The organism is Methylocystis sp. IM3, from assembly GCF_038070105.1.
Taxonomy (GTDB): domain Bacteria; phylum Pseudomonadota; class Alphaproteobacteria; order Rhizobiales; family Beijerinckiaceae; genus Methylocystis.
Genome location: NZ_JBBPBZ010000002.1, coordinates 1087421 through 1100233, shown reverse-complemented (window position 1 = coordinate 1100233; position 12813 = coordinate 1087421). Strand labels below are relative to the sequence as shown.

Below are 12813 nucleotides of genomic sequence, written 5' to 3'. Positions count from 1 at the left end.
CTGTCTCCGTTACGACGCGCGGCGTTGCGCGACGGTTAAAACCAGATCCGCAAGTCTCTCGGCCGCATCGGGAACGCCGACGCGCTTCGCGGCCTCGGCGCGCTCTGCGAGGTCGTGCGGCGCGTCGATGAGCGCGGCTAGACGCGCGGAGAGAAAGGCCGGCGTGAAGTCGGTCTGCCGCACGGTCTCGGCGGCCCCCGCCTGCTGCAGAAAGGCGGCGTTCGCCGCCTGATCCTGATCGAGCGCATGGGGGAGCGGCACGAGCATCGCGGGCCGGCCGATGACCGCGAGCTCCGACACCGTCGAGGCGCCGGCGCGGGCGATGATGAAATGCGCCTGCGCCATGCGCAGCGGCAGATCAGTGAAAAAAGGCGCGGTCTCGGCTTCCACATTGGCGCGGGCATAGGCCGCCCCGACACGGTCCATGTCTTCCGCGCGGGTTTGCTGCACGAGCCGGATGCGGGCGCGCCGGTCGGCCGAAAGCGCGGCGATCGCCTCCGGCACGATGTCGGCCATCACGCGCGCGCCTTGCGAGCCCCCGGTGACGAGCAGACGGAACAGGCCGTCCTCGAAACCGGGATAGGGAAGCTTCGCGGCTTCGAGCACATTGGGCCGCACCGGATTGCCGGAGACGACGACCTTGCCCTGCAAGGGCGCGGGCACGGCGAGATTGGCGAGCCCCGCGGCGATGCTGTCGACATGACCGGCAAGGAAGCGGTTCGCCTTGCCCATGACGCCGTTCGACTCGTGCAGCACGCTCGGGATCTTCAGAAAAGAGGCCGCGAGCAGCGGCGGCACGGTGGGATAGCCGCCAAAGCCGATGATGGCGCTCGGCTTCAACGCCCGCAGCAGCGCCGCCGCCTGCGCCGTTCCATAGGCGAGGCGCCCGACCGCCCGCGCGCGCTCGATGAGCGAGCCGCCCCGCGGGGTCGCCGCGGGAATACAGTGCATGGCGCGGGCCGGAAAACCGCCGCCATAGGCGAGCGCGCGCTCGTCGGTGACGAGATCGACGACGACGCCGCGCGCGGCGAGGGCGTGGGCGAGCGCCTCGGCCGGGAACAAATGGCCGCCGGTGCCGCCGGCGGCGAGGAGGATCGGACCCTGCGTCATGTCACGCCGCCGCCGGAACAGGCGCGCCGCTCGCGGCGACCTCGGTCAGGACGCGGGTGCGCGGGCGCTTACGGGTGACGGCAAGCAGAAAACCCATGCCGAGCGACAGCGAAATGAGCGAGGAGCCGCCATAGGAAACGAAGGGCAGCGTCATGCCCTTCGCGGGCATCAGATGCACATTCACCGCCATATTGATGCAGCTTTGCAGGCCGAACAGCATGACCAGCCCGGCGGTGGCGAAGCGGCAGAAGGGGTCTTCGTTGCGCGCCGCCAGAAACAGCCCGCGTACCACGATGAAGGCGAAGACCGACGCCAGCAAGATGCAGACGATGACGCCGAACTCCTCGCCGATGACGGCGAAGATGAAGTCCGTATGCGAGTCCGGCAGGATGCGCTTCACCGTGCCCTCGCCCGGCCCCTTGCCGAACCACGAGCCGGCGATGAAGCTTTCGAGCGCGGTCTCGGACTGGAAATTCGCGGGCACGCCCGCGACGGGCGGCGGCGGCTCCAGAAAGGCCTCGATGCGCGCATGGACATGCGGCACGAATTTATAGGCGAGCAGCGCCGAAAGCAGCGCCGCGCCGCCGAGCCCCACGACCCAGATGATATGAAGGCCGGCCATGAAGAACAGGGCGCCCCAGACGATCGAAACCAGCATGGTCTGGCCGAAATCGGGCTGAAGGATGAGCGGGCCGATCGTCAGCGGGAACAGGAGTATCGCAATCACATTGCCCGGCACGTCCTTGCGCCGGGCGCCTTCCGAAAAGGCCCAGGCGACGACCACCACGAAGGCGGGCTTCAGGAATTCCGACGGCTGAATGCCGAAGATCCAGCGTTTGGCGCCCTTCACCTCCTGCCCGAAGAACAGCGTGCCGACGACGAGCGCGAGGGAGATGATGAAGATGACCAGCGCGGCGCGGCGTACATGGCGGGGCGAGAGGAAGGACGTTCCGATCATCACCGCAAGCGCCGGCAGGAGATAGGCCACCTGCCGGTTGACGAAATGGAAGGTCGGCAGATGCAGTCGCTCGGCGACCGGCGGGCTGCCCGCCATCGCGAACACGAGACCCGAGATGATGAGCAGGCCGATGCCGGCCAGAAGCCAGCGGTCGACCGTCCACGCCCAGTCCGAAAATGCGGTTCGCTCGGCGCGCGAAATCATGGGTTTCCTCCTCTGCGGGCAGAGAGTTTGGCGGGCAGTTCCTGCACATGCCTGCGGAACGCGTCGCCGCGCACCTCGAAATTCTTGAACTGGTCGTATGAGGCGCAGGCCGGCGACAGCAGCACGATCGGCTCGGCGGCGTCGCCCTCGAGCGCGTCGCAGGCGGCGCGGAACGTGGCGACGTCCAGCGTCTCGCACCGCTCATAGGGCAGCGCGCCGTCGAGCGTGCGGGCGAAATCATCGCTCGCCGCGCCGATCAGATAGGCCTTGCGGATTCTCGGGAAATGATCGCGCAGCGGCGCGATGCCGCCTTCCTTCGGCTTGCCGCCGATGATCCAGTAGATATCGGTAAAGCTCGCCAGCGCCTTCTCCGCGGCGTCAGCATTGGTCGCCTTCGAGTCGTTGACGAAAAGCGTCCGCTCGATGCGGCCGACCTCCTCCATGCGGTGCGGCAGGCCGGGATAGCTTTGCAGGCCGCGGGCGATCTCTTCGTCCTCGAGACCGCACTCCCAGGCCGCCGCGGCGGCGAAAGCGGCGTTCTGCGCATTGTGCGCGCCGCGCAGCGCCCGCGCGCCGGCAAGCGAACCGAGAAGCTCCGCCTCCTCCGGCGGATGTCCCTGTTCGCGGAAATGGACCTCGCCCTTCTCGACATAGAAGCCCCAGTCGAGCGCCCGCGCGCCGGAGACCGGAACGATGCGCTGGCCGTCGCGTCGATTGGCGGCGAGGCGCGCGCCAATGGCGTGGGTAAAGGCGTCATCGACGCCGACGAGCGCCACTTCGGCCCCCGTCACGAGCCGCTCCTTGACGGCGGCGTAATTCTCCATCGTTCCGTGCCGGTCGATGTGGTCGGGCGTCAGATTGATCAGCACCCCGATCGTCGGATCGAGCGAGGGCGTGAGATCGATCTGGAAGGACGAGCACTCGATGACGTGAATGCGCTCATCCGACGGCGGCTCGAGATCGAGGATCGGCACGCCGATATTCCCGCCGAGCTGCACGTCCCGGCCCGCCTCGCGCAGGATATGCGCGATCAGCGCGGTCGTTGTCGATTTGCCATTGGTGCCGGTGATGGCGATGAAGGGAGAGCCGCCCGTATGCGCCCTGCGCTCACGGCAGAACAGCTCCACGTCGCCGATGATCTCGACTCCCGCCGCGCGGGCGAGCGACACGGTCCAGTGCGGCTCGGGATGCGTCAGGGGCACGCCGGGCGTCAGGATCAGCGCGGCAAAACGCGACCAGTCGCTCTGCGACAGATCCTCGAGCGGCACGCCCTGGGCGACGGCCTTCAGCCGTCCGGCTTCGCCATCGTCCCAAGCGCAGACATGGGCGCCGCCGGCAATCAGCGCCCTGGCGGTGGAAAGGCCCGAGCCGCCGAGGCCGAAAAGCGCGACAGTCCTGCCCCTGAAGGTCGTGACGGGCGTCATGCTCACCTCAGCTTCAGGGTGGCGAGACCCGTCAGGGCCAGGACGAAGGCGATGATCCAGAAGCGGATGACGATCTGCGGCTCCTTCCAGCCCTTCTGCTCGAAGTGATGGTGGATGGGCGCCATCAGGAAGATGCGCTTGCCGGTGGTCTTGAAATAGGCGACCTGGATGATGACCGAGGCGCCTTCCAGCACGAAGAGGCCGCCGACGATGGCGAGCACGAATTCCTGCTTCACCGCCACGGCCACCGTGCCGAGCAGCCCGCCGAGCGCGAGGGAGCCGGTGTCGCCCATGAAGATCTGCGCCGGGGGCGCGTTGTACCAGAGAAAGCCGAGCCCCGCTCCGATGAAGGCGGAGCAGACGATCGTCAGCTCGCCGACGCCGGCGACGTAGTTGACGCCGAGATAGTTGGAGAAGATCGAATTGCCGACGAGATAGGCGAAGATCGCGAAAGTCCCCACCGCAATCATCGAGGGCACGATGGCGAGGCCGTCGAGGCCGTCGGTGAGATTGACGCAATTGCCGGCCGAGACGATGACGAAGGCGCCGAAGACGAGGAAGAACACGCCCAGAGAGCCGACGTAGCCCTTGACCATCGGGATGGCGAGCTTCGACATGTTCTCGCCGCCGACCTTGGTGAGAAAGTAGCAGGCGATGGCGGCGATGACGAATTCGAGCGCCAGGCGAGCCCTGCCGGAGAATCCGGCGTGGGACTGTTTCGTGACTTTCAGATAGTCGTCATAAAATCCGATCGCGCCGAACGACACGGTGACGAAAAGGACGATCCACACATAGGCGTTGCTGAGCTTCGCCCACAGCAGCGTCGCGACGACGAGGCCCGAGAGGATCATGAGCCCGCCCATGGTCGGCGTGCCCTTCTTGGTCAGGAGATGCGATTGCGGCCCATCCGTGCGAATTGGCTGTCCCTTGCCCTGACGGACGCGCAGCGCCGCGATGGTTTCGGGCGCGAAGAAGAAGACGCAGAACAGCGCTGTCGCCGCCGCCATCGCGGCGCGGAAGGTGATGTAGCGGAAAATGTTGAGCGGACTGAAATAGGAAGACAGTTCCGCAAGCAGCGTGAGCATCTATCGGCTTCCTCAGCTGGCCTTTTCGGGCGCGAATTTTTCTCTCGTGGCGGCGACGATGCGTGAGATGCGCGACCCGTTCGAGCCCTTGACCATGACCACGTCGCCCGGCCGAATTGCGGCGAGCACGGCCTCTTCCAGTTCGAGCGGCGTGGCGCGGTGGGCGCCGCGCATGGCCTCGGGCGCGGCGTAATACAGCCGCGACATCAGCGGGCCCGACGTGAACAGAAGATCGACCCGCGCCCGTTCGAGATCCTCGGCGAGGCCGGCGTGAAGCTCGCCCGCCTGCGGACCGAGCTCCAGCATGTCGCCGAGGATGGCGATGCGGCGGCCGCGGGCGCCCGGCGCCGTGGCGCCCAGCAAATCGAACGCCGCGCGCATCGAGGTCGGATTGGCGTTGTAGCTCTCGTCGATGAGGGTGAAGACGCCCTCGCCCGTATCGAGCGTCTCGCGCCGGCCGCGCCCCGGCGTCGGCGCGAAATCGGCGAGAGTCGCCGCGGCCTTCTCCACGTCGATGTCGAAGGCGACGGCGATCAGCAGCGCGGCGAGCGAATTCATCGCGATATGCTTGCCGGGCGCGCCGATGCGATAGACGAGGCGACGCCCGAGAATATCGGCGGAGACTTCCTGCCCGTCGCCGACGCTCCTGCAAGCAAGCAGCCGCGCCTGTGCGCTCTCCGACTCGCCGAAGTCGAAGATATGCCCCGCATAGGGCGAGGCGGCTTCCGCAAGACGGGCGTAATGATCGTCGTCGCGATTGATGACGGCGACGCCGCCTTCGAGACCCGTGAAGATTTCCGCCTTGGCGTCGGCGATCCCCTCGATGGAGTCGAAGAATTCGAGATGGACCGGCGCGACGCGCGTGATGACCGCCACATGCGGGCGCACCTGCGCCACAAGGCCGGCGATCTCCCCCGCATGGTTCATGCCGAGCTCGAAGACGCCGTAGCGCGTCGAGGCCGGCATGCGCGACAGCGTGAGCGGCACGCCCCATTGATTATTGTAGGAGGCGACCGAGGCGTGGGTGTCGCCGAAGCCCGACAGCATCAGCCGCGTCATATCCTTCGTCGAGGTCTTGCCGACCGAGCCGGTGACGGCGGCGATGAAGGCCGCGGAGCGGTCGCGCGCGCGCATGCCCAGAAGTTCGAGCGAACGCTGCACGTTCTTGACGACGAAAAGCGGTCCGGCGCCGGCGAGATCGAGCGCATGCTCCTCGTCGATGACCGCGGCGGCGGCGCCCTTTTCGAAAGCCGCGCGCACGAACTCATGGCCGTCGCGGGCCTCGCCACGGATGGCGAAGAAGAGATCGCCGGGTTGCAGCGTGCGCGTATCGATCGAGACGCCCGTCGCCTCGCGCGCCAACGCGCCGCTGACCCGCGCCTGTAGGGCGCCGACCAGCGCCAGCCCCGACCAAAGGGGTTCCTGCCTCATGAACCATGCTCCTGCAGCGCCTTGACGACTGCCTCGTGATCGGAAAAGGGCAATATGCGATTGCCGACAATCTGGCCAGTCTCGTGGCCCTTGCCGGCCACGACGAGCGCGTCGCCCGCGCGAAGGTCCGCCACGGCTCGGGCGATGGCCTCGCCACGGTCGGCGATCTCGATGACCTTCGCGTTCCCCGCGCCCCGCGTCCCGGCGATGATTTCCGCCCGGATCGCGGCGGACTCCTCGCTGCGCGGATTGTCGTCGGTGACGATGGCGACATCTGCGGCGCGCGCGGCGATTTCGCCCATGAGTGGTCGCTTGCCCCTGTCGCGGTCGCCGCCGCAGCCGAAGACGACGATGAGCCGCCCCGGGGCCAGGGGACGCACCGTCGCGAGAACCTTCTCCAGCGCATCGGGTTTGTGGGCGTAATCGACGAAGACCGGCGCGCCATCACGCGCGCCGACGAGCTCCAGACGGCCGGGCGCGCCTTTCAGATCAGCGAGCGCGGCGAAAACGCGAGCCGGCGCGTCGCCCGCCGCGATGGCGAGGCCGGCGGCGACGAGCGCATTGGAGGTCTGGAAGGCGCCGGCAAGCGGAAGCTCGACATGATAGGTCTCGCCAGCATGTTCGAGCGTCAGGCGCGTCGCAAGGGCGCTCGGCGAAGCCCCCTTCAACCTGATAGCGTCGCCGTTCTTGCCGGCGCTGAAAACATCGAGACCGCGCGCCGAGCAAAGCGGCGACACCCGCGCCACAATATCGGCGTCGGCGTCGATCACCGCGGTCTGGCCCGGCTGCAACAGCGTGTCGAAGAGACGCATCTTCGCCGCGAAATAGTCTTCCATGTCGCGGTGGTGGTCGAGATGGTCGCGCGAGAAATTGGTGAAGGCCGCGGCTTTCAGCCGCACGCCGTCGAGACGGCGCTGATCGATGCCAAGCGACGACGCCTCCATGGCGAGATGGGTGACGCCGCGTTCCGCAAGGTCATCGAGGATCTTGTGTAGCTCCACCGGCCCCGGCGTCGTCAGCGCGCCATAATGCGCGCCGGAAGAATCCACAACGCCCACCGTGCCGAGAGACGCGGCCTCGTGGCCGAGCGCCGCCCAGATCTGGCGCAGGAAGGCGACGACGGATGTCTTGCCACTCGTGCCGGTGACGGCGACGATCGTTTGCGGCTGTCGCGGATAGAAGCGCGCCGCCGCATGGGCGAGCGCTGCGCGCACATCCTGGACGACGACGAGGGGCAGCGGACATTCGGCCGCGCGCTCAGCGATCACGACCACGGCGCCGCGCGCCTTCGCATCGTTCACAAAGGAAAGGCCATCCCCCGCGTGGCCTGGGATAGCGAAAAAGGCGAAGCTCTCGCCGGCCGCGCGGCTATCCGCCGTGAGGCCGTCGATCTCCAGCCCCGCAAGGGCGGGGTCGAGGTCGTCCATGGCGAGCAGCTTGTCGAGACGCATCAGTGGCCATGGCCTCCGGTCGCGGGAACATTGGCCATGCCATAGCCGAGTTTGGCGAGCAGCGGGAAGGGCAGATGCGGCGGCTCGAAGCGCGGGGCGAGGCCGAGGATCGGCCCGACGCGCTCGATGATCTGCCCCGTGACGTGGCCCGAATTATAGGCGGCCGTCGCATAGCCGCCGGTTTCGGGCAGGCCCTGCGGCTCGTCCATGATGGTGAGGAAGAGATATTTCGGCTTGTCGGCGGGCGAGACGGCCATGAAGGTCGTGAACAGGCGGGTTTTGGAGTAATGGCCGCCGATCACCTTTTCGGCCGTGCCGGTCTTGCCGCCCACGTAATAGCCGTTGATGTCGACTTTCTTCGCCGTGCCGATCTCGGCGTTGAGCCGCATGAGATAGCGCATGGCTTCGCTCGTCTCAGGCTTGATCACCTGCACGGCGTTCTTCATCGCCTCTTCCGGCGTGCGCTTCAAAAATGTGGGCGTCATGAGATAGCCGCCGTTCATCAGCGCGCCGACCGCCATCATCGCCTGCAGCGGCGCCACCGCCAGGCCGTGGCCGAAGGCGATGGTCATCGTATTGAGCTCGCCCCAGTTCCTGGGCACGATCGGCTCGGCGCTTTCGGGCAACTCGGTGCGCATGCGCGTGAGCTGGCCCATCTTGCGCAGAAAGGCCTTGTGCTTCTCGACGCCCTGCCCCATCGCCATGCGCGCGGTGCCGACGTTCGATGAGTAAGTGAAAACCTCCGGCACGGTCAGCGCGCGGTTCTGAGCGTGATAATCGTGAATCTTGAAGCGCCCGAAGGAGAGCGCGCCGCGTGCGTCGAGGCGGGAGTTCAGATTGACCTTGCCCGAGTCGAGCGCCATGGCGATCGTGAGCGCCTTGAAGGTCGAGCCCATCTCATAGACGCCGACATTCATGCGGTTGATGTGGATCGGATCGAGCGCCTCGGTCGGCTTGTTGGGGTCGTAGTCGGGATAGGAGGCGAGCGCGATCAGCTCGCCTGTATTGACGTCCATGATCGCAGCGGCGCCGGCCTTGGCCTTGAAATGCTCGACGCCTCTCACGAGCTCGTCGCGCAGCGCATGGGTCGCCCGAATGTCGAGCGAGAGCGTAACCGGCTGAAGCTCGTCCGGCGTCCCGCCGAACCCGAGATTGTGCAGATCGGCGAGGCCCTGCCCGTCGATGTATTTCTCGATGCCGGCGATGCCCTGGTTGTCGACATTGGCGAAGCCGAGCACATGGGCGCCAATCGGACCATTGGGATAAACGCGTTTGTTTTCCGCGATGAGGCCGACGCCCGGAAGGCCCAGATGAAACACCTCGTCGCGCTGATGCGGCGAGACTTCGCGCTTCACCCAGACGAAGCCCTTCTTCGAACCCAGCCGGTCGCGCAGCTCCTTGGAGTCGACATCCGGCAGGACGGCGGTGAGCAGCTCCGTCGCTTCGTCCTTGTCGATGAGCCGGCGCGGCTCGGCGAAGACCGACATGACTTTCACGTCGCTCGCCAGCACTTCGCCGTTGCGGTCGAGAATATCGGGACGCGAGGCCGCGACGGCCTCGGCGGCGGCGCGGCGGGTCGTGGCCGGCTCGGGCCTGAAGCCGAGATAGACGAGCTTGGCGCCGATGACGCCGTAAAGCGCCAGAAAGCCCAACGCCGCGAGCCGCATGCGCGGTCCGCTCTTGTCGAGGCTCGTCGAAAAGACGCTGCGAACCATGGCCCGCCAGCGTGACGGCTTCTGCGCCTCGGCGGCGAACGCCATTTCGGGCTCCACCGTCGTCTCTGGCGTGTTCTCTGGCTTGCGCGAGGGCTCGGTCATGGCTTTTTCGGCTCCTGGCTCGAAGCGGACGGGCCGGCGTTCGGCGCCCGGGCGGCGTTCGTCACTTTCGGCGTCGCGCTTTTCGCCTTCGCCGGTTCGGATTTCGGCGTGGTCGTCGGCGCGGCCGGGATTGCGGGTGGCGTCGCCGACACGCTGAGGCCGATCTCGCTGAGCTTGGCCCCGATCGAGTCCGTGCGCGTCTTTTGCGGCAACGCCTGCGCCGGGACGAGCTGCGTCACCTGAAGCGGCTTCATGTCGGGCAGATATTGATCCGCGAGCGGCTGCAATCGTTCGGGCCGCGTCATATAGGCCCAATCCGCCCGCAATACGGCGATGGCGTCGCGCTCGGCCTTGATTTCGAGCTTGGTCTTGGCGATCTGCTCGGCCCGGTAGCTCGTCTGATATTTGATCGTATAGGCGTAGACGGCCGAGCCGACGAGCGCGCTGATCGCAACGATGTTGAGGAGCCGGATCATTTAGGCTTTTCCCTTGTCGCGCGCCGGAAGCCGGACGAGCCGCACGAGTTTGTCGGTCAAAGGAAAGGGCGGCGCAGCGGTGCGCGTCCCATGGCGCAGCTTGGCGGAACGGGCGCGCGGATTGGCCGCCGTCTCCTCCTGCGTCGGCGCGACGGGTTGCCGCCCCTCGCAGACGAAGCTCGGCGGCGGCGGCGCGCGCTCGCCGGGAAGACGGCGCGACCCCGTCTCGCCCCGCCCGCACCGCTCCGAGAGAAACTGCTTCACGATCCGGTCTTCGAGCGAATGAAAGGTGACGACGGCGAGGCGCCCGCCTTCCGCCAGCACGCGCTCGGCGGCCGCGAGACCGTCGAGCAATTGGCCGAGCTCGTCGTTGACCGCGATGCGCAAAGCCTGAAAGCTTTTCGTCGCGGGGTGGATGTCGCCGGGCCGGCCGGGCGCGACGCGGGCGATCATCTCGGCGAGCGGCTTCGTCGAGAGAAAAGGCGCAAGCTTGCGGTCGTGGGCGATGGCGCGCGCGATGCGGCGGGCGGCGCGCTCCTCGCCGTAGAAATAGAGAATATCGGCGAGCGTCTCTTCATCCGCCTCGTTCACGATCTCGGCGGCGCTGACGCCTTTGCCCTCCATGCGCATGTCGAGCGGGCCGTCGCCGCGAAAAGAAAAGCCGCGCTCGGCCTCGTCGAACTGCATCGAGGAGACGCCGATGTCGAAGACGGCGCCGTCGAGCGGCGCGAAGCCCTGCGACGTCGCGACCGTTTCGAGCTCCGAGAAACGCGCCTCGACGAGGGTCAGGCGGCCAGCCGCCTCCGCCACCAGATCGGCGCCGGCGGCAATCGCCGTCGGGTCGCGATCGAGGGCCAGCACTTTCGTATCGGCGGCGGCGAGAAGGGCGCGCGTATAGCCGCCCGCGCCGAAGGTCGCGTCGAGGTAGCGGCCGCCGTCGCGCGGGCGCAGCGCCGCGACCGCCTCCTCGAGCAACACCGGCACATGCCGGACGGATCCGCCCGCCGCGGGGTCGAGGTCCGCGCCTCTGTCGCCGCCCATCGCGCTCATCCTCGCATTTGTTCTTGCGGCCCGCCCGACGCGCCGCGCCGCCGCAAGGCCTTCGCCGGCCCGTGTCGCGGTGGGGGAGCGTCGCGGCAAAATTGTCTGGCGGGCCATCGTCTGTTCAAAATGGGCTCTAAGCGGCGGCGCGCCGCAGCGCCTGCACAAAGGCGCCAGAAGCCATTAAGCTTTGTTAGTCTTAAGGGAGCGTTTACGCAGGCGCGCCGCGCGCGTCCTGTCCCGGACAAAAAAGCGAGAGCCAGCCGGCCTGTAAGCCGGGTTCTGTATGGCGCGCCCGCAGTTGCCCGCGAAACGCGCGTGACGGCCATTCCTCTGGGACGGTCGTCGCCGACCGCCTCGAGCAACCAACCCGGGCGACATCCCGGAGACGGGTTGAAAGCCTGTCGCCAGGCTCTCGGTCGCCCCTATTCGGTTTTGCTCCCGGCGGGGCTTGCCATGCCCTGAGCGTTGCCGCCCAGGCGGTGCGCTCTTACCGCACCCTTTCACCCTTGCCGGGCCAAAGCCCGGCGGTTTACTTTCTGTGGCGCTTTCCCTGGGGTCGCCCCCGCCGGACGTTATCCGGCGCCGTGTCTCCGTGGAGCCCGGACTTTCCTCTGCATGACGCAGCGGCCGTCCGGCCGACTGGCTGTCACGAGGGATAGGGAGCCGGACGCGGAAGGTCAAGCCGCATCCACGGGCGCCCGAAATGAGCATGCAGGCGCTTGGCCTCCCGCAGCGCATGGCGCATGAGGGGAAAGCGGCCAAATCTCATGCGGGCCGGAAGGAGGCAATGCCATGAAAAGGTTCTGTGTGCGCTTCTGCGCGGCTGCGACAGTTGGCGCGATCATTCTGAGCCAGACGGCGGACGTCCTCGCTCTGCCCGCCGCGCCTGCGCCCGAGACGGCGGCTCAACCGACACAGATCCAATACCACGGCGGCAGGCCAGGCGGCGGCCATGTACGGCCGCCGGCGCATGTCCGCCCGCCCGTGCATCGCCCGCCGGCCCATATCCGCCCGCCGGCCTATCGGCCCGGCCATGCCGTGCGGCCCGGCTTCCATGGCGGCTATTGGGGCGGATGGCGTCGTCCGCATTACGGCTGGCGTCCCGGCGGCGCCATCGCCGCGGGGGCGGCGCTCGGGTTCCTGGGCGCGGCCGCTGCGGCCGCCTATGCGACTTCCGCCGCGCCGGCCCCGGGCCTGTGCTGGTACTACACCGACGCCTCGCGCCGCGCCGGCTTCTGGGACGCCTGCCCCTAAGCCCGAATGGCGCGCAACAGACGGAGGGGGCTCGTCCCTCTCCATTTCAACCGCGCCGGGTCCCTCAGGCGCGCGGACGCCATCGCGCCCCCCGCGAGACCGAGGGTGAAGGCGAGATAGGGAACGGGCAGTTCCGCCTTGCTGAACAGGAGCTCCCAGCCCGGCGTGAAACGCCTGGGCGTCGCGCCGTAGTCGATCGCGGCGGCGATTCCCGCCATGGCCGCCGAGTCGCGCAGCAGGGTGGAGAAGGAGCGCGGCGGATTGGCCGCGAGCCAGGCCTCGAAGGGCGCGGCCCAGAAAATCGCCGACGCCACATGCGTGAGGAAGCCGACCAGCGTATGGCGCGCGGTCGGCAACTCGACATTGGCCGCGGGATCGCCATTGAGCCAGTGGCTCGTGGCGTTCATCGGCTGAAGCGCTCCTTTCCCGTCGATCTTCGCGAGAGCGGCGAGCGCGGCGGAGGTCGCGAGCGCCGCCACCACGCCCGTCACCGCCGCCGACCGGCCGATATCTGTCCAGTTCCCGTCCCTTGCCTTTTCCATAGGAGCCTCCGGCCGCC

At 67.7% G+C, this 12813-nt stretch carries 11 protein-coding genes and 1 other RNA gene; 1 reads left to right on the top strand and 11 read right to left on the bottom strand.

Translation table 11 applies throughout. The features are described 5' to 3' along the window. Positions 1-9: 9 nt before the first annotated feature. From WOC76_RS07200 to rnpB, 10 genes are all read right to left on the bottom strand, one after another. A complete protein-coding gene (locus WOC76_RS07200) occupies positions 10-1110 on the bottom strand; it encodes a UDP-N-acetylglucosamine--N-acetylmuramyl-(pentapeptide) pyrophosphoryl-undecaprenol N-acetylglucosamine transferase (protein ID WP_341107986.1) in 1101 nt (366 codons plus the stop codon). Between the two features lies 1 nt (position 1111). Next, a complete protein-coding gene (locus WOC76_RS07195) occupies positions 1112-2272 on the bottom strand; it encodes an FtsW/RodA/SpoVE family cell cycle protein (protein WP_341107987.1) in 1161 nt (386 codons plus the stop codon). Further along, a complete protein-coding gene (gene murD, locus WOC76_RS07190; protein ID WP_341108827.1) occupies positions 2269-3696 on the bottom strand; it encodes a UDP-N-acetylmuramoyl-L-alanine--D-glutamate ligase in 1428 nt (475 codons plus the stop codon). The genes WOC76_RS07195 and murD overlap by 4 nt, the downstream gene beginning before the upstream one ends. Before the next feature lie 2 nt (positions 3697-3698). After that, positions 3699-4781 carry a phospho-N-acetylmuramoyl-pentapeptide-transferase gene (mraY, locus tag WOC76_RS07185; RefSeq protein WP_341107988.1) on the bottom strand — a complete coding sequence of 361 codons (1083 nt, stop codon included), beginning with the start codon at positions 4779-4781 and terminating at the stop codon, positions 3699-3701. 12 nt (positions 4782-4793) lie between these two features. Then, the gene (locus WOC76_RS07180; RefSeq protein ID WP_341387801.1) at positions 4794-6212 is read right to left on the bottom strand and encodes a UDP-N-acetylmuramoylalanyl-D-glutamyl-2,6-diaminopimelate--D-alanyl-D-alanine ligase; all 1419 of its coding nucleotides are present in this window, start codon (positions 6210-6212) and stop codon (positions 4794-4796) included. Further along, on the bottom strand, positions 6209-7663 hold the full coding sequence (locus WOC76_RS07175) for a UDP-N-acetylmuramoyl-L-alanyl-D-glutamate--2,6-diaminopimelate ligase (protein ID WP_341107990.1): 1455 nt from the start codon (positions 7661-7663) through the stop codon (positions 6209-6211). Before WOC76_RS07175 ends, WOC76_RS07180 begins: the two co-directional genes overlap by 4 nt. Then, positions 7663-9423 carry a peptidoglycan D,D-transpeptidase FtsI family protein gene (locus WOC76_RS07170; protein WP_341108828.1) on the bottom strand — a complete coding sequence of 587 codons (1761 nt, stop codon included), beginning with the start codon at positions 9421-9423 and terminating at the stop codon, positions 7663-7665. Before WOC76_RS07170 ends, WOC76_RS07175 begins: the two co-directional genes overlap by 1 nt. A gap of 53 nt (positions 9424-9476) precedes the next feature. Further along, on the bottom strand, positions 9477-9956 hold the full coding sequence (ftsL, locus tag WOC76_RS07165; RefSeq protein ID WP_341107992.1) for a cell division protein FtsL: 480 nt from the start codon (positions 9954-9956) through the stop codon (positions 9477-9479). Continuing rightward, positions 9957-10997 carry a 16S rRNA (cytosine(1402)-N(4))-methyltransferase RsmH gene (gene rsmH / locus WOC76_RS07160; protein WP_341107994.1) on the bottom strand — a complete coding sequence of 347 codons (1041 nt, stop codon included), beginning with the start codon at positions 10995-10997 and terminating at the stop codon, positions 9957-9959. A gap of 255 nt (positions 10998-11252) precedes the next feature. Beyond that, an RNA gene (rnpB, locus tag WOC76_RS07155) (RNase P RNA component class A) lies at positions 11253-11643 on the bottom strand. Positions 11644-11792: 149 nt separating this feature from the next. Here rnpB and WOC76_RS07150 point away from each other — a divergent pair. After that, positions 11793-12254 (top strand): hypothetical protein, encoded by a 462-nt coding sequence (locus WOC76_RS07150; protein WP_341107995.1) that lies wholly within the window; start codon positions 11793-11795, stop codon positions 12252-12254. On the opposite strand, the gene WOC76_RS07145 is transcribed toward WOC76_RS07150, so the two are convergent. Continuing rightward, positions 12251-12796, bottom strand: coding sequence for a hypothetical protein (locus WOC76_RS07145; protein WP_341107996.1), 546 nt, complete (start codon positions 12794-12796; stop codon positions 12251-12253). The two genes, WOC76_RS07150 and WOC76_RS07145, sit on opposite strands and share 4 nt — an antisense overlap. Positions 12797-12813 lie beyond the last annotated feature (17 nt).

Bases quoted from the DNA above. Each gene is read 5' to 3' on its own strand.
- WOC76_RS07200 (WP_341107986.1), bottom strand. From the start codon at position 1,110: ATGACGCAGGGTCCGATCCTCCTCGCCGCCGGCGGCACCGGCGGCCAT.
- WOC76_RS07195 (WP_341107987.1), bottom strand. From the start codon at position 2,272: ATGATTTCGCGCGCCGAGCGAACCGCATTTTCGGACTGGGCGTGGACG.
- murD (WP_341108827.1), bottom strand. From the start codon at position 3,696: ATGACGCCCGTCACGACCTTCAGGGGCAGGACTGTCGCGCTTTTCGGC.
- mraY (WP_341107988.1), bottom strand. From the start codon at position 4,781: ATGCTCACGCTGCTTGCGGAACTGTCTTCCTATTTCAGTCCGCTCAAC.
- WOC76_RS07180 (WP_341387801.1), bottom strand. From the start codon at position 6,212: ATGAGGCAGGAACCCCTTTGGTCGGGGCTGGCGCTGGTCGGCGCCCTA.
- WOC76_RS07175 (WP_341107990.1), bottom strand. From the start codon at position 7,663: ATGCGTCTCGACAAGCTGCTCGCCATGGACGACCTCGACCCCGCCCTT.
- WOC76_RS07170 (WP_341108828.1), bottom strand. From the start codon at position 9,423: ATGGCGTTCGCCGCCGAGGCGCAGAAGCCGTCACGCTGGCGGGCCATG.
- ftsL (WP_341107992.1), bottom strand. From the start codon at position 9,956: ATGATCCGGCTCCTCAACATCGTTGCGATCAGCGCGCTCGTCGGCTCG.
- rsmH (WP_341107994.1), bottom strand. From the start codon at position 10,997: ATGGGCGGCGACAGAGGCGCGGACCTCGACCCCGCGGCGGGCGGATCC.
- WOC76_RS07150 (WP_341107995.1), top strand. From the start codon at position 11,793: ATGAAAAGGTTCTGTGTGCGCTTCTGCGCGGCTGCGACAGTTGGCGCG.
- WOC76_RS07145 (WP_341107996.1), bottom strand. From the start codon at position 12,796: ATGGAAAAGGCAAGGGACGGGAACTGGACAGATATCGGCCGGTCGGCG.